Annotated in this window: 25 protein-coding genes and 1 pseudogene; 16 read left to right on the top strand and 10 right to left on the bottom strand. The window is 66.4% G+C overall.

Features of this window, described 5'->3' with window-relative positions; all coding sequences use genetic code 11:
* Positions 1-76: 76 nt before the first annotated feature.
* Both ACAH01_RS15570 and ACAH01_RS15565 read right to left on the bottom strand, forming a co-directional pair.
* Positions 77-340 carry a hypothetical protein gene (locus ACAH01_RS15570; RefSeq protein ID WP_372479799.1) on the bottom strand — a complete coding sequence of 88 codons (264 nt, stop codon included), beginning with the start codon at positions 338-340 and terminating at the stop codon, positions 77-79.
* Positions 341-506: 166 nt separating this feature from the next.
* Positions 507-1,102, bottom strand: a pseudogene (locus ACAH01_RS15565) (IS6 family transposase).
* Between the two features lie 204 nt (positions 1,103-1,306).
* Here ACAH01_RS15565 and ACAH01_RS15560 point away from each other — a divergent pair.
* Positions 1,307-2,128: a bacteriorhodopsin gene (locus tag ACAH01_RS15560; RefSeq protein WP_170093263.1), complete on the top strand. Its 822-nt coding sequence runs from the start codon at positions 1,307-1,309 to the stop codon at positions 2,126-2,128.
* A gap of 87 nt (positions 2,129-2,215) precedes the next feature.
* Here ACAH01_RS15560 and ACAH01_RS15555 read toward each other — a convergent pair whose 3' ends face one another.
* A complete protein-coding gene (locus ACAH01_RS15555) occupies positions 2,216-2,386 on the bottom strand; it encodes a hypothetical protein (RefSeq protein WP_015762031.1) in 171 nt (56 codons plus the stop codon).
* 193 nt (positions 2,387-2,579) lie between these two features.
* Between ACAH01_RS15555 and ACAH01_RS15550 the strand changes: the two genes are divergently transcribed.
* Entirely contained in the window at positions 2,580-4,058 is a 1,479-nt protein-coding gene (locus ACAH01_RS15550) for a DHHA1 domain-containing protein (RefSeq protein WP_372479798.1), read from the top strand.
* Between the two features lie 25 nt (positions 4,059-4,083).
* Positions 4,084-4,323, top strand: coding sequence for a hypothetical protein (locus ACAH01_RS15545; protein ID WP_153552145.1), 240 nt, complete (start codon positions 4,084-4,086; stop codon positions 4,321-4,323).
* A 5-nt stretch (positions 4,324-4,328) separates the two neighbouring features.
* On the opposite strand, the gene ACAH01_RS15540 is transcribed toward ACAH01_RS15545, so the two are convergent.
* The 4 genes from ACAH01_RS15540 to ACAH01_RS15525 form a co-directional block, all read right to left on the bottom strand.
* Positions 4,329-4,736 (bottom strand): hypothetical protein, encoded by a 408-nt coding sequence (locus ACAH01_RS15540; protein WP_372479797.1) that lies wholly within the window; start codon positions 4,734-4,736, stop codon positions 4,329-4,331.
* Complete coding sequence (locus ACAH01_RS15535) at positions 4,733-5,419, bottom strand: RAD55 family ATPase (protein ID WP_372479796.1); 687 nt, start codon at positions 5,417-5,419, stop codon at positions 4,733-4,735. Before ACAH01_RS15535 ends, ACAH01_RS15540 begins: the two co-directional genes overlap by 4 nt.
* A gap of 136 nt (positions 5,420-5,555) precedes the next feature.
* The gene (locus ACAH01_RS15530; RefSeq protein WP_372479795.1) at positions 5,556-5,798 is read right to left on the bottom strand and encodes a hypothetical protein; all 243 of its coding nucleotides are present in this window, start codon (positions 5,796-5,798) and stop codon (positions 5,556-5,558) included.
* Between the two features lie 85 nt (positions 5,799-5,883).
* Positions 5,884-6,786 carry an acyltransferase gene (locus ACAH01_RS15525; protein WP_372479794.1) on the bottom strand — a complete coding sequence of 301 codons (903 nt, stop codon included), beginning with the start codon at positions 6,784-6,786 and terminating at the stop codon, positions 5,884-5,886.
* A gap of 159 nt (positions 6,787-6,945) precedes the next feature.
* Here ACAH01_RS15525 and ACAH01_RS15520 point away from each other — a divergent pair, with 159 nt between their 5' ends.
* From ACAH01_RS15520 to ACAH01_RS15500, 5 genes are all read left to right on the top strand, one after another.
* A complete protein-coding gene (locus ACAH01_RS15520) occupies positions 6,946-7,956 on the top strand; it encodes a CPBP family intramembrane glutamic endopeptidase (RefSeq protein ID WP_170093269.1) in 1,011 nt (336 codons plus the stop codon).
* A gap of 156 nt (positions 7,957-8,112) precedes the next feature.
* Positions 8,113-9,177, top strand: coding sequence for an aldo/keto reductase (locus tag ACAH01_RS15515; RefSeq protein ID WP_372479793.1), 1,065 nt, complete (start codon positions 8,113-8,115; stop codon positions 9,175-9,177).
* A gap of 87 nt (positions 9,178-9,264) precedes the next feature.
* Positions 9,265-10,185, top strand: a complete 921-nt coding sequence (gene rnz, locus ACAH01_RS15510) for a ribonuclease Z (protein ID WP_372479792.1) — start codon at positions 9,265-9,267, stop codon at positions 10,183-10,185.
* Between the two features lie 45 nt (positions 10,186-10,230).
* Positions 10,231-11,166 (top strand): NAD(P)H-binding protein, encoded by a 936-nt coding sequence (locus ACAH01_RS15505; protein WP_372479791.1) that lies wholly within the window; start codon positions 10,231-10,233, stop codon positions 11,164-11,166.
* Positions 11,163-11,879: a hypothetical protein gene (locus ACAH01_RS15500; RefSeq protein WP_153552137.1), complete on the top strand. Its 717-nt coding sequence runs from the start codon at positions 11,163-11,165 to the stop codon at positions 11,877-11,879. Before ACAH01_RS15505 ends, ACAH01_RS15500 begins: the two co-directional genes overlap by 4 nt.
* Here the strand turns inward: ACAH01_RS15500 and ACAH01_RS15495 are convergent, their stop codons facing one another.
* On the bottom strand, positions 11,880-12,053 hold the full coding sequence (locus ACAH01_RS15495) for a DUF5786 family protein (protein WP_015762043.1): 174 nt from the start codon (positions 12,051-12,053) through the stop codon (positions 11,880-11,882).
* Positions 12,054-12,170: 117 nt separating this feature from the next.
* Here ACAH01_RS15495 and ACAH01_RS15490 point away from each other — a divergent pair, with 117 nt between their 5' ends.
* Entirely contained in the window at positions 12,171-13,163 is a 993-nt protein-coding gene (locus ACAH01_RS15490) for a DUF5784 family protein (protein WP_372479790.1), read from the top strand.
* 5 nt (positions 13,164-13,168) lie between these two features.
* Here the strand turns inward: ACAH01_RS15490 and ACAH01_RS15485 are convergent, their stop codons facing one another.
* A complete protein-coding gene (locus ACAH01_RS15485) occupies positions 13,169-14,896 on the bottom strand; it encodes an excinuclease ABC subunit C (RefSeq protein WP_372479789.1) in 1,728 nt (575 codons plus the stop codon).
* A gap of 81 nt (positions 14,897-14,977) precedes the next feature.
* On the opposite strand from ACAH01_RS15485, the gene ACAH01_RS15480 reads away from it, so the two are divergent.
* Positions 14,978-16,408, top strand: coding sequence for an APC family permease (locus tag ACAH01_RS15480; RefSeq protein ID WP_372479788.1), 1,431 nt, complete (start codon positions 14,978-14,980; stop codon positions 16,406-16,408).
* Position 16,409: 1 nt separating this feature from the next.
* Positions 16,410-17,135 carry a universal stress protein gene (locus ACAH01_RS15475; RefSeq protein WP_372479787.1) on the top strand — a complete coding sequence of 242 codons (726 nt, stop codon included), beginning with the start codon at positions 16,410-16,412 and terminating at the stop codon, positions 17,133-17,135.
* 7 nt (positions 17,136-17,142) lie between these two features.
* Here ACAH01_RS15475 and ACAH01_RS15470 read toward each other — a convergent pair whose 3' ends face one another.
* The gene (locus tag ACAH01_RS15470; protein ID WP_372479786.1) at positions 17,143-17,724 is read right to left on the bottom strand and encodes a hypothetical protein; all 582 of its coding nucleotides are present in this window, start codon (positions 17,722-17,724) and stop codon (positions 17,143-17,145) included.
* A gap of 298 nt (positions 17,725-18,022) precedes the next feature.
* Here ACAH01_RS15470 and ACAH01_RS15465 point away from each other — a divergent pair, with 298 nt between their 5' ends.
* The 5 genes from ACAH01_RS15465 (at position 18,023) to ACAH01_RS15445 (ending at position 21,208) form a co-directional block, all read left to right on the top strand.
* Positions 18,023-18,367, top strand: a complete 345-nt coding sequence (locus ACAH01_RS15465) for a hypothetical protein (protein WP_372479785.1) — start codon at positions 18,023-18,025, stop codon at positions 18,365-18,367.
* Between the two features lie 12 nt (positions 18,368-18,379).
* The gene (locus ACAH01_RS15460) at positions 18,380-19,042 is read left to right on the top strand and encodes a hypothetical protein (RefSeq protein ID WP_153552130.1); all 663 of its coding nucleotides are present in this window, start codon (positions 18,380-18,382) and stop codon (positions 19,040-19,042) included.
* Positions 19,043-19,090: 48 nt separating this feature from the next.
* Entirely contained in the window at positions 19,091-19,354 is a 264-nt protein-coding gene (locus ACAH01_RS15455; RefSeq protein ID WP_208627670.1) for a hypothetical protein, read from the top strand.
* A 94-nt stretch (positions 19,355-19,448) separates the two neighbouring features.
* Positions 19,449-20,378 carry an ABC transporter ATP-binding protein gene (locus tag ACAH01_RS15450; RefSeq protein ID WP_170093280.1) on the top strand — a complete coding sequence of 310 codons (930 nt, stop codon included), beginning with the start codon at positions 19,449-19,451 and terminating at the stop codon, positions 20,376-20,378.
* On the top strand, positions 20,375-21,208 hold the full coding sequence (locus tag ACAH01_RS15445; RefSeq protein ID WP_372479784.1) for an ABC transporter permease: 834 nt from the start codon (positions 20,375-20,377) through the stop codon (positions 21,206-21,208). Before ACAH01_RS15450 ends, ACAH01_RS15445 begins: the two co-directional genes overlap by 4 nt.
* The last annotated feature ends 16 nt before the right edge of the window (positions 21,209-21,224 follow it).

Genomic DNA, 21,224 nt, shown 5'->3' with positions numbered 1-21,224 from the left:
GTGTCCGAACACGCCGTCTCGCCGCTCTTGTCGGTGATCGGGGCGGCGACGTCCCACCCATCCGCGCCGAGTTCGTTTAGCTCAAAATAAGAATAAGTAGATTATGTGATATTATGCCAAAACCTCCAGTGAATATCATTGCTTGACTAACGGCAAACTGGTCATCGTCCCCGAATTGATAGAGAATTACACCAAAAATAATCGCAGCTATCCCAACCGTTTTGAGATCGAAAAGAAATGCTCGGCGGATAATTCCAAGGGCCAGTCCCAAAAGGAGGCCAACCTGAAGCGGCGGTTTAATTGACCCTACGCCGAACGATCTGGATTCAGTCTTGCTCATGTCTTTCATGTAATTTCACAGTCGAATGAGGTTTTTGGCACTGTCTAGTTGAGGGTTTGAGGAATGAGCAGGCCGTAGCGAGAACTGATCATGGAACTCGCAGACCTGCTCAGAGAAACGTTAGAAACGGACGATCAAGACGTTTGGACAACGAGCGCGGTAGTGTTTAGTTTGGAGCATTGTGCCAGTTGGCGAAGGCCCCGAGCCAATTTTCGGCTGTTTCTGGTTCGACGTGGCTAAAGCAGTTCGAAAAGGACGAGATACGGGGCTTCAGCTCTGGGAAGATTCGTTCGTCAGCATTCCGATTTCCGTGGCGAGATATCTGGAAACCGGAGTCCTGATCGTTGGAGTGGGGTTTGGAGGTGTTGAGCCTCGTCGACGAGGAAGATGGCAGCTTCGACGTCGTGTTTTTGCTGCAGTTCACGGAGAAAGATATCGGTGAGAACGGTGGCCGTCGTCGCAAAGAGGCGGACGTGAAGCAGTTCATTCGCTGCGGGATCGCCAGCGGCGTACAGCCAGAATTGCTGGTTGTTGATCCGAATCACTGTTTCGGCCAGCGCGACCTGATTCGGAGACCGACCAGAATCTGGCTGTCGATCGGCCTTCTGAACCCAGTCATAGATGACTTTCCGACTCCGTTGGACTCCCGGGGCGACGAGCAGATCGACGGTATTCGATAGTGGAGATCCTGCTCAGTGCAATTGAATACCCAGCGCCGTCGCCGGTTCAGGTGTCATCGCGCCCCACAAAACCCAAATCGATCTAGTCGTTACCACCGCTGAAGCGGCTGATTTCTGGCGTGGACATCAAGAAATCCGTCCGCTGTGTGCTGCCCTTCCCGGAGACACAAGGACCACCTCGTCGCCATCGACGGGTAGCTCCGATCCTCGAACGGGAAAAATACGCGCCCGATACTGCCGGTTTGGTATCGCCTACTTAAGTCTGCCGGACGACACTGATACACACATGCCAGCAACCACCACCCTCTTGCAGGCCACACAGTCGGAGGCGGTCACGGCGATCGAGAACGACGTACTGTTGAGTTCGTCGCTGTGGGCGAACGTCGCCCTCGCCGGACTGGCGATCCTGCTGTTCGTGTACATGGGACGCAACGTCGAAGCCCCGCGGGCGAAGCTCATCTGGGGGGCGACGCTGCTGATCCCGCTGGTGTCGATCTCCAGTTACCTCGGCCTGCTCTCCGGGCTCACCGTCGGCTTCATCGAGATGCCGGCGGGACACGCACTGGCCGGCGAGGAGGTCATGAGCCAGTGGGGCAGATACCTCACGTGGGCGCTGTCGACGCCGATGATCCTGCTGGCGCTGGGGCTCCTGGCGGACGTCGACGTCGGTGACCTGTTCGTCGTGATCGCGGCCGACATCGGTATGTGCGTGACCGGGCTGGCCGCGGCGCTGATCACGTCCTCCTACGGGCTCCGGTGGGCGTTCTACCTCGTCAGCTGTGCCTTCTTCCTCGTCGTGCTGTACGCCATCCTGGTCGAGTGGCCACAGAGCGCGACGGCGGCGGGCACCGACGAGATCTTCGGAACGCTGCGGGCGCTGACGGTGGTCCTGTGGCTCGGCTACCCGATCATCTGGGCCGTCGGTATCGAAGGGCTGGCGCTGGTCCAGTCGGTCGGGCTCACGTCGTGGGGGTACTCCGCGCTGGACATCGGCGCGAAGTACCTCTTCGCCTTCCTGCTGTTGCGCTGGGTCGCTGCGAACCAGGACGTCGTCGGACAGCCGACCCTCGGCACCCACTCCGAGGAGACGGCCCCGGCCGACGACTAACCTGTCGGCCGGCACCGCTACAACTATTCGTCACGGACAGACAGCCGACGCGAGACGGCCCGTCGCGACCGTCTCGCCCACTCGCGACTACTCGGCGAAGTAGCTGGTGAAAAAGCCCGAGAGGAACGACGAGATGGCGACTGCCAGCGCCATGTCGCCCAGTCCCCACGGTCCGTCGTCGTCGGCCAATGCGACCGTGACGCCGACGCTGACGACCAGTGAGACGATTCCGTTGACGAGGTGCTTTCCGAAACCCATACGCCTCCTTCGTCGGCCAGCGTCTCCACTCTTTCGCCGCTCGTCGGGAACCGTTCGCGGCTCCGGGTACGCGACACTCGTGCCAGACGACGGCCAGGGGGCTCCCACGCCACGGTCGGCGGTCGTCTCGCTGTCGTCTCTCGCGAGGAGTGGACCGGAGATTTAAACCCGATCAGGGACCAACCTCGCGCCGATGGGACCAGTTCCCGACCTCGACGACGCTGCGACCGCGTGCGCTCAGCGCCTCTGTCGCGCGGACCGCGTACTGTTGGCGTCACACATCGACGCCGACGGCCTGACCAGTGCCGCCGTCGCCTCGCTGGCACTGGAGCGGGCGGGGATCCCCTTCGAGGTCGTGTTCAAGAAGCAACTCGACGAGACCGAGATCGCCTCGATCGCCGCCCGCGAGTACGACACCGTCCTCTTTACCGACTTCGGCAGCGGGCAACTCGACGTGATCAGCGAGCACGAGCGAGCGGGCGACTTCGAGCCCGTGATCGCCGACCACCACCAGCCGGCCGTCGTCGACGGGCAAAGCCCGTCTGCCAGTGGGAAAGAGTCCCGCGCTGCCGAGACGGAGTTTCACCTGAACCCGCTGCTCGTCGGCCTCGACGGGGCCTCGGAGCTGTCGGGTGCGGGCGCGAGCTACGTCCTCGCGCGGGCGCTGGCCGAGGTCGGCGAGACCGAGCCACCCGACGGGAACCGGGATCTGGCCGGTCTGGCCGTCGTCGGCGCTGTCGGCGACATGCAGGCCGTCGACGGCGAACTCGTCGGCGCGAACACCGGCATCGTCGAGGAGGGCGTCGCGGCCGGCGTCCTCGAAGAGGGGACCGATCTGACGCTGTACGGCAAGCAGACCCGGCCGCTGCCGAAGCTACTGGAGTACGCCACGGAGGTCCCGATCCCCGGCATCTCCAACGACGAGGCCGGCGCGATCCGGTTTCTCGAATCGCTCGGGCTCGACCTGAAGCGGTCCGGCGAGTGGCGCACGTGGGCGGATCTGACCGACGACGAACGCCAGACCGTCGCCAGCGCGCTGGTCCAGCGGGCCGTCGAGCGGGGCGTGCCCGCCGACGACATCCAGACGCTGATCGGGACGACGTACACGCTGACCGAGGAGTCGACGGGGACGGAGCTGCGCGACGCCAGCGAGTTCTCGACGCTGCTGAACGCGACCGCCCGCTACGAGCGTGCCGACGTGGGCCTGGCGGTGTGTCGTGGCGACCGCGAGGCCGCGCTCGACCGCGCCCAGACGCTGCTCTCGAACCACCGGCGGAACCTCTCGGAGGGACTGACGCTGATCCAGGAGCGGGGCGTGACCCACGAGGACAACGTCCAGTGGTTCGACGCGGGCTCGGCGATCCGCGAGACGATCGTCGGCATCGTCGCCGGCATGGCGCTTGGGACGGCCGACGTGGACGCCGACAAGCCGATCCTCGCGTTCGCCAGCAAGGACGACGACGAGACGAAAGTCTCCTCGCGCGGCACCGGCCCGCTCGTGGGTCGCGGCCTGGACCTCTCTGCGGTGATGCGCGAGGCGGCCCGTTCGGTCGGCGGCGACGGCGGCGGCCACGACATCGCGGCCGGTGCGACCGTCCCGGCGGGCAAAGAGCAGGCTTTCGTCGACGCCGCCGACGAGATCGTGGCCGACCAGCTCGGCAACAAGAGCTAACTACCTGCCTCACCGAATGCGGGTGATGGACGAACGGGACGTCTTCGACCTGCTACTCGTCGTCGGGGTGTCGCTGGCCGCGTACGTCCACGTCTACGGGCTCGCCGATCCGCTCGCGACCGCCGACGAGATCGCGGCCCTGCTGCTCGCGCTGGACGTACGGATCTACCTCGTGCTCGGCAGTGTCACGGGCGTGTTCTTCGTCGCCTACCTCGTGGTGTATCTCCCACAGAAAGACACCAACCGTTCGGTCCGGCGCTCCTAAGAGCGTCAGCGATCGAGAAAGTCCGGCAGATCGAGCGCCTCGGTGCTGTCGACGTCTTGCCGATCGAGGAGTTCGGTCGGATCGAGCGCCGAGGGGAGCCCGTCGCGACCGCCGGTCGGGCGCTCGTCGGGGTCGACGAGGATCGTCTCGCCCTTGACGAGGTCGGCCCAGACCGCGTCGCCGTCGGCGTCCGTCGACTCGGCGGCCGCACGGGCCTCCTGGCGGCCCTCTCGGTAGGCGAGTTCGACCATGCTCCGGTTGTAGTTGGTCCCCATCTCGTCGTAGATGGCCTCCAGTTCCTCGCGGTTGTACTCGCCGAGTCGCTCTGCGACGCCGATCGCGTAGGCCCGCTCGGTGGCCTCGTCCTTGTCGAGGGCGTCCCACTCGTCGTACTCGGCGTGGTACAGGCTCATGATTCCACTTTCTCGCTCGGGTGGACCCGGAGACCGGTGTCGGAGAAGCTGATCCGGCGGATGTCACAGTCGATGGCGGTGCCTCGCATCTTGATGACCTGGAGCCCGCGGGTCATGCTCCCGCCGTCGAGGAAGTTGTGGAAGAAGACGACGCCGTGAGCGAGGTAGTGCTCGTCGGAGTACGACGTGGGGTCGGTCATCTCGGAGATGAGCAAGACGGTCGCGTCGGTCTGTTTCAGCGCCGAGAGAAAGCCAGTGATCTCCTCGGAGACGTCCGTCAGAAAGTGCTGGAGCAACATCGTCGAGTCGACGACGACCCGTTCGACGTTGTTCTGCTCGATGAAGGCGACGAGGCGGCTCGTCAGTCCGCCCTCGGAACCGAACTGGGTGATCGTCCGCTTGCCGCTCTCGGTGACGAGGTTGAGAAACTGGATCGCGTCGGACTGCATCGCCCGGTCGAAGCCGAAGTCGTAGCCGGCCATGTCCTGCATCAACTCTTCTTTGGTCTCGTGCATCGTCACGTAGAGGCAGTCCTCGCCCCGCTTGGCTCCCTGTGTGATGAACTGTGCGCTGAACGTCGTCTTGCCGCTCCCGGGCGGACCGCTGATCACGTAGAGCCGGTTCTCCAGCAACCCACCTTCCACGAGTTCGTCGAATCCCGGCACACCACTCTCGAGTCGCATACCGCTAGTCACAGCGAATCACGTAATAGGTGTTTTCGCTCCGTTTTCACGCCTGATAACTCACAGACGTGAACCGAACGAAGGCGCGGGCGTCGACGGTCACGTCGGCCGGAGCGACGGTGGCCGACCTCGTCGGTCACTGGAGACGGGCCCCACACTGCCGGCAGTAGACGAACGCCGAGTCGTCCTCGTTGTGCGTGCCACACTCGCGACAGCGACCGCCGCCGGCAGCGGGGTCGACAGACGCCGGGGCGGCGGTGTCCACTCGGCTCGGCGTCGTGTCGGGCGCGGGATCGTCACGCTGGAAGTACCGGTAGAGCAGCAACTGCACCAGCCCGAACCCGAGGACGTACGCGACGAGCCAGAACACCACGTCCATACCGTGTGATTCGGTACCGAGGAACTTGGCTGTTTCGCCGGGTTCTCGGGAGTGATATTTCGACGGATCCCGTCGAACGGATTCCTCACCGATCGGGCGGGGACAGATCGCGACCGAACTCGTCGAACTGCGTGACGTCGTCGGGGACCGTCGTGTCGAGTTTGCGCTGGTCGCGCCGATCGACGTTGGCACCGTCGAGCGAGTCGGCGACGGACTCCCAGCCGTCCTTGATGGCGACGCTCTCCGCGGGGGTGCCGGCCGCGATGTGGTGGGCGGGCACGTCGCGACTGACCGACGACTTGGCCGCGAGAATCGAGTTCTCGCCCAGTCGGACGCCGGCCCGGACCATCGAGTCGTAGGTGACCCGAGCGTCGTCTTCGACGATCGTGTGGTAGTTGTCGACGTGGGTCTGGTCGACCGAATCGTGGTCGTGGGTGTAGACGTGGGCGTCGTCGGAGATGGAGACGCGGTCACCGATCGTCAACTTTCCGCGGTCGTCCAGGTGTACGTCGTCGTGGATCACGACGTTGTCACCGACGGTGATGTTGTGGCCGTAGGTGAACGTGATCCCCTTGAAAAAGCGACAGCCGTCGCCGACTTCCTCGAAGAGGTGCTCCGCGATCATCCGGCGAAAGCGTAGCGCGAACTCGACGTTGTCGGCCATCGGCGTCGCGTCGAACTGCCGCCAGAGCCACTGGAGGTACTTCGACTCGGTGAACGCGTCCTCGTCTTTCTCCGCGTAGTACTCGCTCTCCAGGGTCGCGTTACAGGGGTCGTACCCCTGGAGACGGACCCGCTCGGCCGGCGACACGTCCTCGCCCGACTGCCATCGCTCGTAGGCCTCCCGGTCGCCGTGGAGGTCGATGAGCACGTCCTCGACGACGTCGCAGGTGTCCTCGTCGCTCGCGAGGCGCTCGTCGACCTCGGAGATGAACGCGCGCAGGCCCTCCTCGGCCAGCGGCGGCAGCGAGACGTGGCGCTTCGTCATACTGCGAGGATGGCGATGCCCGCTGATATGGGTTTCCGTTGCGTCGCCGTTACCGCCGAGTAACCCGGCGACGTAGCCGTAACGTGGCGATTGGGCCCTACAAATGTGGGGTTCCGAGAAGGGGAGCTACTTTGCCCTCGCCGCCCGCACCGTCGGCCAATGGCGCGATCGGATCTCATCATGGACGTACGCCGCGTGCTCGTGAACCCGCAGGAACGACGCCTGCGAGCGGGGTGGCGATTGCTCGTCGGACTACCGGTGCTCCTGTTCGTGCTGGCGGTCGCGGGCGTCGGTCAGCGGGCGTTACAGGCCGCACCGCTCACGGTGCCAGTGCTCGCGGGCGGGGCCGTCCTGGCGGGGGCGCTGTTGTCCTACGGTGCCGGGACGGGCACGCTGATCGGGCTCTCGTGGTGGCTCGGCGGGCGGACCCTCGCGGGACTGGGACTGGGCGGCGACGGCTGGTGGCGCAACCTCGGGTTCGGACTCCTCGTCGGGGTCGCGATGACGACGACGATCTTCCTCGTCGAGTTGAGCCTGGGGCTGATCGCCGTCGACGGCGTGCTCGTCGCGAGACAACCGAACCAGCTCGGCGTCGCCCTGCCGGCGCTGGTCGCCGTTCCCGTCACGCTCCTCTTTTTCGTCGGCGTCGGCGTCTTCGAGGAGGTGCTGACGCGTGGCTACCTCCTGAACAACGTCGCCGAGGGACTGAGCGGTGTCGGACCGATCGGCAAGCGGGGCGCGATCGCGGTTGCGGCAGCCCTGACCAGCGCCGTCTTCGGTCTGTTGCACCTGACAAACCCCAGCACGACGCTGTTCTCGACGCTCAACATCACCGTCGTCGGCCTGTTTTTCGCCGCGACCTACGTCGTCACCGACGATCTGGGCATCCCGATCGGGATCCACATCACGTGGAACTTCTCGCTGTCCTCGCTGTACGGCTTCCCCGTCAGCGGACTCGCGATGCCGGGGACCGTCCTCTCGGTCCGCCAGACCGGTGCCGACGTAGTGACCGGCGGCACGTTCGGCCCGGAGGGCGGACTGATCCTCTATCTCGGGCTCGCGGTCGGGATCGCGCTCACCTGGTGGTGGGTCCGCCGAGTGGACGGCCCAGTGCGTTTCCGGACCGACATCGCCGACCCCGATCTGCGCGATCCGCCCCGGCCCGAGTGATACTGCCGGTTGTCGCTGTCGCAAGAGATTCGCGACCACGGGGTCGCAACATTCGTGACAGACGTACCGTCGGCAGTATGAGACCCGAGCAGCGCCGGTGTCCTCGCGTGTGCCGGGACCAAGAGGGCTAAGTACGCGCATCCGTAACGTCGGAACATGAACGAGCGGGAACTCGGAACGTCGGGCGTCGAAGTTTCGGAGATCGGTTTCGGGGCCTGGGTCGTCGGCACCGACTGGTGGGGCGACCGCAGCCGCGACCAGGCCATCGAGATGGTCCAGCACGCCATCGACCAGGGCGTCACCTACTTCGACACCGGCGACGTGTACGGCCACGGGGCGAGTGAGGAACTGATCGGCGAGGCGCTGTCCCAGCACCGCGAGGACGTGACGGTCTCGACGAAGGTCGGCTACGACTTCTACAACAACCCACAGGCCGGCCACGGCGAACTCCCCAAACGGATCGACGGCGAGTGGATCCGCGAGGCACTGGACAACTCTCTGGAGCGACTCGACATGGACTACGTCGACGTGCTCATGTTGCACAACGCCAACGCCGACGAGGTCGACGCGGACGTGCTGGCGACGCTCGACGAACTCCGAGAGGAGGGCAAAGTCGAGGCGATCGGCTGGGCGCTGGGCCCCTCGATCGGCTGGCTGGCCGACGGCGACGCCGCCGTGCACGAGGAGTTCGACGCCCTCCAGACGGTCTTCAACATGTTCGAGCAGGTGCCGGGCCAGCACTTCCTCGACACCATCCGGGAACTGGACGCCGACACCTCCGTCATCGCCCGCGTGCCCCACTCCTCGGGACTGCTCAACGAGCAGGTCACGCCCGACACCGAACTCGGCGAGGGCGACCACCGCTCTCACCGCCCGACCGAGTGGTACGAGACCGGCTGGGAGAAAGTCGACAGCGTTCGGTTCCTCGAAGCGCCGGACCACGCCGATGGCCAGCGAACGATGGCCCAGGCCGCCCTCCAGTGGCTGCTGTACCACGACGAAGTCGCAAGCGTCACGCCGACGTTCCGGACCGCCGCCGACATCGACGAGTGGGCTGGCGCGCCGGCCACCCCGGCGCTGTCCGACGCGGAGTACGAGCGCGTCCAGGGCCTCTACGCCGACAACTTCGGCATCGACCGCGACGACGGGATGGACCAGCTACGCTCCTCCGTCGGCGGCGAGGACTTGGACGAGACGGGAACGGCTCCGGCCGACGACTGATCGGCGGCACTTCTCCCCCGCGATTCGGACCCACGGGACGTTTCGAAATTCGACACGCGTTTATCCACGCTCACCCAGAACCAGAGCATGCGCGTGACGTTTCTCGGGACGAGCGGAGCGGTGCCGACGACGGAGCGCAACCCCAGCGCGCTCTTCGTCAACAGAGACGGCGACAGGCTCCTGTTCGACTGCGGCGAGGGGACCCAGCGCCAGATGATGCGCTTTGGGACCGGCTTCGCCGTCGACCACGTCTTCGTCACGCACACCCACGGCGACCACGTGCTGGGGATCCCCGGCCTCCTCCAGACGTTCGACTTCAACGACCGCGAGGAGCCCCTGGCGATCCACGCACCTTCCGGCACGCGAGGGACCATCGAAGACCTCGTCTCGGTCACCGGCGACACGCCCTCGTTCCCGGTCCGGATCACGCAGGTCTCGGCCGGCGACACCGTGCTCGACGGCGACGGCTACGACGTGCGGGCGATCCGCACCCAGCACCGCTGTCAGTCGGTCGGCTACGCCGTCGTCGAGGCGGACCGCAAGGGCCGGTTTGACCGCGAGAAAGCCGAGGAGCAACTCGGGATCGAGCCCGGCCCGAAGTACTCGAAGCTCCACCGCGGCGAGCCGGTCGAACACGAGGGCCGGACCGTCCAGCCCGAGGAGGTCGTCGGTCCGGACCGACCCGGCCGGACGCTGGTCTACACCGGTGACACTCGCCCCACCGACGCCGTCGTCGAAGCCAGCGAGGACGCCGACCTGCTGGTCCACGACGCCACCTTCGCCGACGACTGGGCGGAGCGAGCGCGCACGACGGCACACGCGACCGGCCGCGAGGCCGGCGAGGTCGCACAGGAGGCCGGCGCGAAGCGACTCGCGCTCACCCACATCTCGACGCGCTACGGCGGCAACCCCCGGCCGATCCTCGACGACGCCCGCGAGGCCTTCGACGGCGAGGTCTTCGTCCCCGACGACGGCCGCCGGATCGACCTGCCGTTCCCCGACGAGTGAGGGGGCGGGCCCAACAGTTACGGTAGCCTGGCACACAGTAGAACCATGCACGTTCTGGTCACCGGTGCGACCGGCTTCGTCGGCGGGAACCTCGTGCCCGCGTTGCTGGAGCGGGGCCACGAGGTCAGGGCACTCGTTCGTGATCCGACGGGGTACGACGGCCCCGACGGGGTCGAGGTCGCCGTCGGCGACCTGCTGGAACCGGGCAGTTTCGACGACGCGCTCGACGGGATCGACGCCGCGTACTACCTCGTCCACTCGATGCGGGCCGGCGAGGACTTCGAGGAGCGCGACCGGACCGCGGCGCGGAACTTCGCCGACGCGGCCAGCGAGGCGGGCGTCGACCGCGTCGTCTACCTCGGCGGCCTCGGCGAGGAGACGACGAAGCTGTCCTCGCACCTCGAATCGCGACGGGAGGTCGAACGGCTGTTGCGAGACGGCGACTACGACCTGACGACGCTGCGGGCGGCGATCATCATCGGCGACGGCTCGGCGAGCTTCGAGATGGTGCGCCAGATGGACCGCCGGCTGCCGGTGATGACGACGCCACAGTGGGTCGAGACGCCCAGTCACCCCATCGCCATCGACGACGTGATCGCCTACCTCGTCGGGGTACTGGACGTGCCCGAGACCGCGGGCGAGACATACGACATCGGCGGGCCGGAGGTGCTTTCCTACGCGGAGATCCTCAAGCGGACCGGCAAGGTGATGGGCACCGGCGAGCCCTACATCATCCCGATCCCCGTCCTCTCGCCGCGGCTGTCCTCGTACTGGATCGGCTTCGTCACCGACGTGCCCACCAGCGTCGCACGGCCGCTGATCGAGGGGCTGAAAAATCCCGTCGTCGCCAACGACGAGCCGATCCGCGAACTGCTACCCGTCGAGCTGACGCCGTTCGAGACCGCGGTCGAGCGGGCACTGGGCCAGCGCGAGGCCCGGCTGGCCGTCGAGCAGCTCCCGGCGGAGGTCCGGTCCCGGTGAGCGAGGACCCGCGACCGCTCCGGTACGGAGAGACGTGGGTCTACGAGAGCATCGTCGGGGCGCTACCGGGGATCAGCCTGCCGGCGTGGGCCGCCGTCGCCATCCAGTTGCTCGTCTTCGAACTCGGCGTGCTCGTCCTGGCGGCGTACTACGACCTCTGGGCGGCCGCGGTCGCCGGCACGGCCGCGGTCGTCGTCGCCGCGATCGGCAGCGTCGAGATGCTGCGGATCGGGACGCTGGTTCGCCGGATCGACGTTCCCGGCGACTACCGCGACCTCCTCTTTAGCTCGAACGTCGAGGTCGTCCTCTCGGTGCTCGCCTACATCGCGCTGGTGACCCACCTGTTCGTCTTCGACCCCCAGCAGGGCGGGGAGACGCTGGTCGGGCGACTGTTCGGCCCCGACCAGCCGATACTGGTCGTCTACCTGATGTTGCTGGTGCTGTGGGACGTGTGTTACCGGATCGGCACCGGCTGGTGGGCCGCGATCACGTCGCTGTGGCGGTCGGCACGCTACCGGTTCGACCCGGAGACCGCCGCCGTGTTGCGCCGGGCGGACCTGGAGATCCTCGGGTTCGGACTGCTCCAGCTGGTGTTGGTCCCGTTCGTCCTGGAGTTTCGGGTGCTGCTCGCGGCCGTCGTGGCACACGTCGTCGCGGTGACGGTCGTGATGTCACTGTCGGTGTTTCTGCTCGGCCGACAGACGACGGCGTAGCTACGAGGATTTGATCTGCTCGAACTGATCGAGCAGTTCTTCGGTCGAATCGCTGGAGTCGTACTCGACTTCGCCGTGGTACGCTGTCCGGTCGTCGTCTTCGCTCAGATCGACGTCGCTGTTCTTGCGCTCGCGGCGTTCGTGTTCGTCTTCGTCATATGCGCCCATCGACATTGCTTACCACACTCAAAGTAACATGGTAGTAGTTATCAATGTAACGGTCGGATGAAATACGACTGACAGTTGCGCCCATGCAGAACCCTCAAACGGGCTGGGCGTGTACGGTGATCCGTGGCAGGCCCGATTCGATTCCGACACTCGTCCGAACGCTGGAACGCGGGACGAGTACACGACGCCCTCTACCAGCCCCTCGACGCGAAGTTCGGCGCGACCACGGCCGATCCGTGGTACCGCCCGCCCGACGGCTACGAAGCGCGCCGCATCGCGATGGACAACGGCGACCTCGCGCTGTTCTGTTGGTCCGACGCCGACGCCTACTGGCTGGGCAACACCGAGACGCCGAAGACGCTGTGGCGGACGAACAAGTGTACTTTCGAGGAAGCACCACACGGGGTCGCCCGCTGGGGGAAGCGCGAACTGCTCGCCCAGCTCGAACAGGAGGACCCGTGGCTGGCCGAATACGACCACCTGGCGTGGTTCTTCCTGCCGGTCTTCTTCTCGAAGGACGGCCGGGAGTCGACGCGAGCGTTCTTCCGGGACCACGCCGGTGGGTTCCCCGACGCCGACCGCGAGGCGGCGCTGTCTTTCTACGAGGAGCTGCTCTCGACGGGGCTGCTCGACGACCACCGCTACACGATGGCGAGCAAGCTCGGGACCAGCGATGGCGTCGACCTGACCAGAATGCAGGCGACGATGGGCGAGTTCAACGCCGCCAAGCTGCTCGCCGACGCGGGCCACGACTTCGAGCCCGAGGTCGAACTGGGGTCGGGCCACGCGCTGGACTTCCAGGTCGACGACATCCTCGTCGAGGTGACCCGTCCCCAGCCGACGAACCGCCGCAAGATCGACTCGCCGATCCACGCGGTCAAGGCCAGCGGCGACGCCAAGACCCGCGACCAGATCGCGATCCACGGCAACGCCGCGCTGTTCGTCGACTGCTCGTCGTTCCCCGACGACGACTGGCGACGCATTCTCGGGGAACGTCCGGACGTGGGTCACGAACCCGCCGTCGTCTTCCGGATGCGTCCGGACGGCACGACCGAGGGGTACGCGAAGGGGACCTTGCACCTGGACGTGGCCGGCGAACTCGAACAGCCGGCCTAGCGGCGTCAGGACAGTCGCGACTGGAGCGTCGCCGCGGTCGCTTCGCCGACGCCCTCGACGGCCAGCAGTTCCGCCGTCGAGGCGGTTCTGACGTTGTCGACGCTCCCGAAACGCCTGAGCAGTCGCTTGCGGGTCTCGGGACCGACGCCGGGGACCTCGTCCAGCGCCGTCGCGACCTCGTCGCGGACGGTCTGGTGGTACTGGACGGCAAAGCGGTGGGCCTCGTCGCGCACTCGCTGACAGAGGTGGAGCTTCGGATCGTCGTCGTCCCAGTCGCGGGTGCCGGTGGGGGTCACGACCAACTCCTCGTCCTTTGCGAGCGCGACGGCCGGCACGTCCCAGCCGGTCTCGGCCAGCGCGTCCCGCGCCGCGCCGAGCTGGCCGTCGCCGCCGTCGATCAGGAGGAGGTCGGGATCGGAGCGGTCGTCCCGACCCTCGATCGCTCGCTCGGCCCGCCAGCGAACCAGCTCCCGCATGTTGGCGTAGTCGTCGTTGCGCTCCGTGAGCTTCTTGCGGCGGTAGTCGCGCTTGGCGGCGTCGCCGTCGACGAAGGTGACGTTCGACCCGACGACGGCCCGCCCCTGTGCGTGGCTCACGTCGAACCCCTCGATACGGTCGGCGGCGTCGATCGAGAGCGCGTCGGCCAGTGCGGCGGTGTCGTCGCGTGCCGGGCCGCCACGGCGGGCGTTCTTCAGCGCGAGGTCGACCAGCGTCGCCTCGCGTCCCGCACCGGGGACGCGCACGTCGACGCCCTCGCCAGCGAGCCACCCGACGACGTCCTCGCCGGGGCGTTCCGAGCACAGCACCGCCTCCGGAAACTCGCGTTCGGCGTAGTACTGGGTGATAAACGCCGAGAGGACCTCGCCGACGCCGTCGCCGTCGGGCGCGTCGAGCCCGTGGCGCTCGCGATCGACCAGCTGGCCGTCGGCGGCGTGCAAGCGGGCGACGGTCGCGCGTTCGCCCTCGCGGACGGCTCCCAGCACGTCGACGGCCCGTTCGTCGCGGGTCGTCTGGACCGCGTCGTCGGCGTCGCCGTGGAACGCCTCGACGGCTTCGAGCTTGTCTCGACAGTTGGCCGCGCGCTCGAACTCCTGGGCCTCCGACGCGGCGGCCATCTCCCGGCGGAGCGGATCGGCCAGCACGCCGGTCTCGCCGCCGAAAAAGCGCTCGACGCTCGCCACGTCTTCGGCGTAGTCGGCGGGACCGATCTCGCCGGTACAGGGCGCGGTACAGAGCCCCATCTCGTAGTCCAGACACGGCCGGTCGCGGCCCTCGTACTTGTGGTCGGAACACCCCCGCAGGCCGTAGGTCTCCCGCAGGGCCTTGACGACGGTCTCGACCCGGCCTTTGTCGGTGAACGGGCCGTAGACGGTCGCGCCCTCGTCGGGGTCGCGGGTAACCTCGATCCGGGGCACCGGGTGGTCGGTGAGCTGGACGAGCGGATACGACTTGTCGTCTTTGAGCCGGACGTTGTACGGCGGCTGGTGGCGCTTTATCAGGTTCGCCTCCAGCAAGAGCGCCTGTGTCTCCGTGTCGGTGACGCTGAACTCGATCGACTCGGCGCGCTCGACCATCTGTGCGATCCGTGCGGATCGCGGGTCGGCGTAGGAGCGGACCCGATCGCGCAGGTCGACGGCCTTGCCGACGTACAGCACGCGGTCGGCGACGAAGTGGTAGACGCCGGGCTCTCGGGGCAGGGTGTCGGCGGCCTCGCGGACCCCTGTCGCGTCCATCGCGCTGCTGTTGGCACTGAGCGGCTTTGAACGTCACGCACCGGGACCAGCTTTATCAGCCATCTGAGAGACAGTTCACGCATGGGCGAGTCTGGTCCCGGAGACGAGGCGAGCGGTGCGAACGTCGACGGGGAGTCACCGACGGCACCACCGGAGCGAGTGACCGACGAGACGACGGTCCACGACGACACCGAACTGGAGCGGACGATCGGGCTGGTCGGTGGACTCGCCATCGGGATCGGGACCATGATCGGGGCGGGGATCTTCGTCTTTCCTGGACTCGCCGCCCAGAACGCCGGGCTGGCGGCCACGCTCTCTTTCGCCATCGGCGGCGTCGTCGCGCTACTGGTGGCGTTGCCGACCTCGGAACTGGCCACGGCGATGCCCCGCAGCGGTGGGGGCTACTACTTCATCTCTCGGGGGCTGGGGACGGCCTACGGTTCGGTCGTCGGGCTGGGGCTGTGGCTCGGGCTGGTGTTTGCCTCGGCGTTTTACCTCGTCGGTCTGGGCCACTACGCGACCGCGGTGCTCGCGGAGGTCGGCGTCGTTCTCTCGGTGAATCCGGTCATCGCCGTCGGGCTGGTGTTCGGCGTCGCGCTGACCGCGCTGAGTATCGGCGGGACCGAGAACACGGCGACGCTGCAAAACGCCGTGGTCGGCATCTTGCTCGTCGTGTTGACCGTCTTTCTCACCTACGGCGTCCTCGACGCGGTCGGCGTCTTCGGCAGAGAGAGCGCCCCGGAGCAGTTCTTCTCACAGGGGATCTTCCCGGCGGTGTTCTCGACGGCCGCCCTCGTGTTTACGTCCTACCTCGGGTTCGCACAGGTCGCGACCGTCGCGGGCGAGATCAAGGACCCGGAGCGAAACCTCCCGCTCGCGATGGTCGGCTCGGTCGTGATCGTCACCGTCTTCTACGTGGTGACGATCTTCGTCGCGACGAGCGCGTTCGGAGCCGAGCAGCTCGGTCGGTTCGGGGAGACGGCGATGGTGGAGGTCGCTCGGGATTTCCTGGGCGTGCCCGGTGCGATCGCGATCCTCTTTGCCGGCCTGCTGGCGACGTTTTCGAGCGCGAACGCTTCGATCCTCAGTGCGTCACGGGCCGTGTACGCACTGAGCCGGGACGCCCTGTTGCCCCGCAAGGCCAGCGAGATCAACCTCCGGTACGGAACGCCCCACGTGGCGCTGCTGGCCGCCGGTGGCCCCATTCTCGTGCTCGTCGCCACCGGGCAGGTAGAGCTACTGGCGGAGGTCGCCTCGTTCCTCCATCTCGTCATGTACGCGTTGCTGTGTGTCGCGTTACTCGTGTTGCGACGGCGAGATCCTCCCTGGTACACGCCCAGCTACACGGTCCCCGGCTACCCGGTCGTGCCGGCACTGGGCGCGCTCGCGAGTGTCGCACTGATCGCGTTCATGCAACCGGCCTCGATCGTGATCGGGGTCGCGATCATGGTCGTCTCGTACGGCTGGTACCGGTACTACGCCGGTGACGTATCCCTCAAAGGAGCTGTCTAACATGACCAGACCACCGATACTCGTCCCGATCCGCGTACTGGAAGGCGAACCGATTCCCGACGGCGTGCCCGAACTGCTCGCGAACGCCCACGTCGTGTTGCTGGGGTATCACGTCGTGCCCGAACAGACCGCCCCCGGTCAGGCCCGGATGCAGTTCGAGGACCGGGCGACCGAGCGCCTCGACGAGTTCGAGTCGCTGTTCGAGAGCGTCGGCGCGACCACGGAGCGACGCCTCGTCTTCACCCACGACGGCCAGCAGACGATCGACCGAACGATCGAGGAACACGACTGTCTGGCCGTCCTCGTCCCGAACTCGACGCAGCCGCCCGACGATATCCTCGTGGCGGTCCGGGGCACGGTCGGCGTCGACCGCCTCGTCCGCGTCGTCGCCGGGCTGTTCGCGGAGAGCGAGGTCGGCGTGACGCTGTATCACGTCGCGGCCGACGGGGAGACCGACGAGGACAGCCAGACGCTTCTGGACGGACTCACCGACCGGCTGGCAGAGCAGGGCGTCGAGCCGTCGCGCCTCGAAACGGCGGTCGACCGCGACGTGTCGCCACTGGACGCGATCGTCGAGACGGCCGCCGAGTTCGACGCCGTCGTCATGGGCGAGTCCGACCCGTCGCTCTCGACGTTCGTGTTCGGGATGCCGACCGACCAGGTCGCCGAGCGATTCCTCGGCCCGGTCCTCGTCGTCCAGCGCAGCCCCGAGACGGACGACCAGTGACGCCCGCTCACGACTCGCCCTGCGGGAGGATCACGGACTCCAGTCGCGCGGCGACCGCGGCGGCGTCGTCCGGCGCTGGCAGCCGCAGGTCCTCCTCGTCGCCGGCCACGGAGACGACCAGTTCGGCCTCGCGCGACCAGGCGTAGACGCCCAGCACGATCGCCCCGAACAGCAGTGCCAGCGCACCGAAAAGCGTCAGCAACTCGTCCAGCTGGGCCATCAGCGAGAGGAACGTCTGGAGCAGTCCCAGCATGCCGCCCATCCCGACCTGTCCCGCGCTGGCCCCGATCTCGATGCCCTCGACCATCGAGTCGAGGCTCACCGTCTGGCCCGCGACCAGCAACACGCCACCGGCGACCAGCGCCTTGATCGCCCGCTCCAGAAACGCCCATTCACCGCTGGTCCCGGCGGCGACGCCGACGACGTTCGGGCGATCTACGTCCCGAAAGTTCGCCCCGTCGCCGCCGGGCGTAAACACCAGTACGCGGTGGGACGTGACCACGACGCCCCCCTCCCCGATCCGGACCCGCTCGATGGACTCTTCCCCGTCGTACAGGAGTTCGTCGGCCCGGTCGAGCCAGCCAGTCATTGTCGGCCGTTTGCGAGCGGCCGGTATGAATCTGCTGGCGGGAGTACCAGAATCGAGAACGGGCGTGGTGATCCATCGACCACTGTCACCGAACCCCACCTGTCCGTACAGGAGACAGGTCACCGTCTCGACTGGGCAGTCTTTAAATAGCTCGCCGCACAGATGCGTCGTATGATCAATCCGGACCGGCCTGTAGCCGACGCCGACAGCGCCGGAGCGTGCGAAACTACCGGATCAGCCGACGTGGGTACGTTCGAAAACGAAGGACATATCAAATATAGCGCAATAGGTCAGGACAATGCTGAGTAGTGCCGGTGACGACACTTGCCCGTCGAAACGACAGGGGGACGACGGGAACGACGCGGTCGACGACGAGTTCGAGTCGCAGTACGAAGCGATGGACGGCGACGAATTCTTCCAGTTTTTGACCGAAGAGACGGCCAAGAGCGCCGGAATCGAGGCCGAAGAACTCGCCGAGATGCCGATCCACGAGTTCGAGGAGCGATCCGACATCGAGATCACGAAACCACACCACCCCAACGGTGCCAGAGAGGGGTACAAGGACACCGACCGGCTTGACGTGGTCGACAAGTCCGAGTACCAGTCGCGTCGAGAGCGAATCAAGCAACGGCTGGGACTCTAGCTCCGTCAGCGCATGGAGGACCGCCAGTCACCACTCGACAGGAGCGATCTCGACGATCTGCGCAACAGCGTCGTCGACGACCCCGAGACTGAAGCGGAGATCCTGACCGAGCTCGAACGCCTCCTCGGAGAGCCCTACGAGCGGGCAAAGCGGACACACATCTGGGCCGAAGAGGAGCGCGGCGAGCACAACTGGGTCGCGATGACGAACTTTCGGGACGCACTGGACCACATGAGCAAGATCTTCAACGATCTGGAACAGGACGACATCGACGGGGCCAGAGAGAACCTCGGCGAGATGGAAGCACACATCCAGCGTGCCGCGTTCGACAGCGCACAGTCCGTGCCCGACAAGAAGCTCGACCAGTACTTCAACGAGCGAGTGGCACCGACCCTGTACACGATCACCCGACTGGACGCTCCGAGCAAGGCAGAGAGCGAGCGCCGCCTCCAGACCATCCGAGAGCAGATGGTCAAAGGGCGCGAGAAGAAGGCCAAGTCGATGGAAGAGAGCGTGAAAGCGTTCAAAGTCGCCGACGACCACATCTCGAAGCTACTGCAAGAACTCCCCTCGCGCCGGGAGGTCCAGTACCGGCTCATCATCCTCGGCGGCGTCTTCGTGTCGGTCGTCGCGTTGCTGCTGACGATCGCCTCGTTCAACGTCGGCGTCCTGTGAGGCCGCCGGACCCACAGGCCCTAAACCGTCGGCGGCGAAGGGGGAGTAATGACCGAGACCGTGCAGTGCTGGCTGGTCGAACGGGACTACTGGGACAAGAACCTCGTGACGCTGGTGTACGCGACGCCGGACGGCGAGCGCGCACAGACGAGCCAGCGATCGACGACGATGCTGCGCCAGCAGCCACCGACCGCGGCCACGGAGGTCCCGGTCGAGGACCTAGAGCCCGTCGAGGACGACGACGAACGCGAGCGGTACGCTCGCGAGGTCGAGCGGGTTCGCGAGCAGTTCGCTCCCGACGACGAGATCTAGGGTCCCCGAGCGGCGCGACGAGTGCAGACGCCTGCCGGGACGCGACGAGTCAGTTCCACGAAGATTTTACGTCACCGGGGTAAATTCGGCGCGTATGGCTGCAATAGAACTGGACGGAGTAACGAAGCGGTTCGACGGCGTGACCGCGCTACAGGAGGTGGATCTCACCGTCGAAGAGGGTGAGATCTTCGGCTTCCTCGGCCCCAACGGCGCTGGGAAGTCGACGAGCATCAACATCCTGCTGGACTTCGTCCGGCCCACGGAGGGTCGCGCGGAGGTACTGGGATACGACTCCTACGAGGACTCCACGCGGATCCGCGAGCGGACCGGCGTCCTGCCGGAGGGGTACGACGTGTACGACCGCCTGACCGGGCTCCAGCACCTGGAGTTCGCGATCGAGTCGAAAGACGCCGACGACGACCCGCACGCACTTCTGGATCGGGTCGGCCTCAGCGAGGAAGATGCAAAGCGCAAGGCGGGGGGGTACTCCAAGGGGATGTCCCAGCGGCTCGTGCTGGCGATGGCGCTGGTCGGCGAGCCCGACCTGTTGATCCTCGACGAGCCCTCCTCTGGACTCGACCCCAACGGCGCGCGGATGATGCAGGAGATCGTCCGCGAGGAGAACGAACGCGGCGCGACCGTCTTCTTCTCGTCGCACATCCTCGGGCAGGTCGAGGCCGTCTGTGACACCGTCGGGATCCTCAGAGAGGGCGAACTGGTCGCCAAAGACACCATCGAGGGGCTGCGCGAGGCCTACGACACCGGCCTCACGCTGACGGTCACCGTCGGCGGGACCGCGAGCCAGATCGACGACGGTGTGGCTGCCGTCCGGGCACTGGACGCCGTTTCCGACGTGCGTTCCGACAGCGACGCCATCACGGTCACCTGCGAGGGCGACCAGAAGATGGCGGTCCTGAACGCGCTGGAAGACGCCGAGGTCAGCGTCGAGGACTTCGAGACCGAGGAGGCGTCGCTCGACGACGTGTTCAGCTCCTACACCGAGCGCCAGGAGGCCGAAGCATGAGCTGGCAGGCCGTCGCGCGCAAGGACTTCCAGGACGCCTCCCGATCCTATCTCTTGTGGGGGCTGACGATCGGGTTCATCGCGCTGGTCTCGCTGGCTGCCGCGGTGCTCGGGTGGGTCCAGTCGGATCCCACCTCCACGGACATCCTGGGGCTCCTCCACATGCTGTTCCAGTACATCGTCCCGCTGATCGCGATCGCGATCTCGTTCGGGGCGATCGTCAACGAACGCGACTCCGGGTCGCTGAAGATTCTGTTGTCGCTGCCTCACTCCCGGACGGACGTGATCCTGGGGAAGGCGCTGGGCCGGACAGCCGCGTTCGTCGTCCCGCTCGTGCTGGGGATGCTCGTGCCAGCGGTGGCGCTGCTGGTCGTCGGCGTCGAGTTCGAGGCCGCGAAGTACTTCGGCTACCTCCTACTGGCGACGCTGTTCGGCGTCGCGTTCGTCTCCGTCGCGACGGGGATGTCCGCGACCTTCGAGTCTCGCTTCCGCATACTGCTCTCGGTCTTTGGCTTCTACTTCTTGTTCAACATCCTCTGGCGGGCGATCAACACTGCGTCGTTCGTCATCGTCCTCAGACTTAGCGGCCAGTGGCCCAGCTGGATGCCCCTGACAGTCCAGGAGACGCTGCGTGTGTTCCAGTTGCTCAGCCCGACCGGCGACTTCCAGATCCTCCGACAGGCACTGATGAACGACGTGCTGTTCGCCTCCGAGGTCGGCGAGGGGCTCCCGGACTTCCGGCTCCAGCTGGGCGCGATGGCGATGTTGCTCGTCTGGATCACGCTGCCGATCCTGATCGGTATCCTCCGGTTCGAAGACGCCGACCTGTAGCTGCCTCGGGACTGCG

This window comes from Halomicrobium sp. HM KBTZ05, from assembly GCF_041530035.1.
Classification (GTDB): domain Archaea; phylum Halobacteriota; class Halobacteria; order Halobacteriales; family Haloarculaceae; genus Halomicrobium.
This window is presented reverse-complemented; position numbering and strand designations above follow the sequence as displayed.

Coding starts and splice junctions, on each gene's coding strand:
- ACAH01_RS15570 (WP_372479799.1), bottom strand. CDS start 340: ATGAGCAAGACTGAATCCAGATCGTTCGGCGTAGGGTCAATTAAACCG.
- ACAH01_RS15560 (WP_170093263.1), top strand. CDS start 1,307: ATGCCAGCAACCACCACCCTCTTGCAGGCCACACAGTCGGAGGCGGTC.
- ACAH01_RS15555 (WP_015762031.1), bottom strand. CDS start 2,386: ATGGGTTTCGGAAAGCACCTCGTCAACGGAATCGTCTCACTGGTCGTC.
- ACAH01_RS15550 (WP_372479798.1), top strand. CDS start 2,580: ATGGGACCAGTTCCCGACCTCGACGACGCTGCGACCGCGTGCGCTCAG.
- ACAH01_RS15545 (WP_153552145.1), top strand. CDS start 4,084: ATGGACGAACGGGACGTCTTCGACCTGCTACTCGTCGTCGGGGTGTCG.
- ACAH01_RS15540 (WP_372479797.1), bottom strand. CDS start 4,736: ATGAGCCTGTACCACGCCGAGTACGACGAGTGGGACGCCCTCGACAAG.
- ACAH01_RS15535 (WP_372479796.1), bottom strand. CDS start 5,419: ATGCGACTCGAGAGTGGTGTGCCGGGATTCGACGAACTCGTGGAAGGT.
- ACAH01_RS15530 (WP_372479795.1), bottom strand. CDS start 5,798: ATGGACGTGGTGTTCTGGCTCGTCGCGTACGTCCTCGGGTTCGGGCTG.
- ACAH01_RS15525 (WP_372479794.1), bottom strand. CDS start 6,786: ATGACGAAGCGCCACGTCTCGCTGCCGCCGCTGGCCGAGGAGGGCCTG.
- ACAH01_RS15520 (WP_170093269.1), top strand. CDS start 6,946: ATGGCGCGATCGGATCTCATCATGGACGTACGCCGCGTGCTCGTGAAC.
- ACAH01_RS15515 (WP_372479793.1), top strand. CDS start 8,113: ATGAACGAGCGGGAACTCGGAACGTCGGGCGTCGAAGTTTCGGAGATC.
- rnz (WP_372479792.1), top strand. CDS start 9,265: ATGCGCGTGACGTTTCTCGGGACGAGCGGAGCGGTGCCGACGACGGAG.
- ACAH01_RS15505 (WP_372479791.1), top strand. CDS start 10,231: ATGCACGTTCTGGTCACCGGTGCGACCGGCTTCGTCGGCGGGAACCTC.
- ACAH01_RS15495 (WP_015762043.1), bottom strand. CDS start 12,053: ATGTCGATGGGCGCATATGACGAAGACGAACACGAACGCCGCGAGCGC.
- ACAH01_RS15485 (WP_372479789.1), bottom strand. CDS start 14,896: ATGGACGCGACAGGGGTCCGCGAGGCCGCCGACACCCTGCCCCGAGAG.
- ACAH01_RS15480 (WP_372479788.1), top strand. CDS start 14,978: ATGGGCGAGTCTGGTCCCGGAGACGAGGCGAGCGGTGCGAACGTCGAC.
- ACAH01_RS15475 (WP_372479787.1), top strand. CDS start 16,410: ATGACCAGACCACCGATACTCGTCCCGATCCGCGTACTGGAAGGCGAA.
- ACAH01_RS15470 (WP_372479786.1), bottom strand. CDS start 17,724: ATGACTGGCTGGCTCGACCGGGCCGACGAACTCCTGTACGACGGGGAA.
- ACAH01_RS15465 (WP_372479785.1), top strand. CDS start 18,023: ATGCTGAGTAGTGCCGGTGACGACACTTGCCCGTCGAAACGACAGGGG.
- ACAH01_RS15460 (WP_153552130.1), top strand. CDS start 18,380: ATGGAGGACCGCCAGTCACCACTCGACAGGAGCGATCTCGACGATCTG.
- ACAH01_RS15455 (WP_208627670.1), top strand. CDS start 19,091: ATGACCGAGACCGTGCAGTGCTGGCTGGTCGAACGGGACTACTGGGAC.
- ACAH01_RS15450 (WP_170093280.1), top strand. CDS start 19,449: ATGGCTGCAATAGAACTGGACGGAGTAACGAAGCGGTTCGACGGCGTG.
- ACAH01_RS15445 (WP_372479784.1), top strand. CDS start 20,375: ATGAGCTGGCAGGCCGTCGCGCGCAAGGACTTCCAGGACGCCTCCCGA.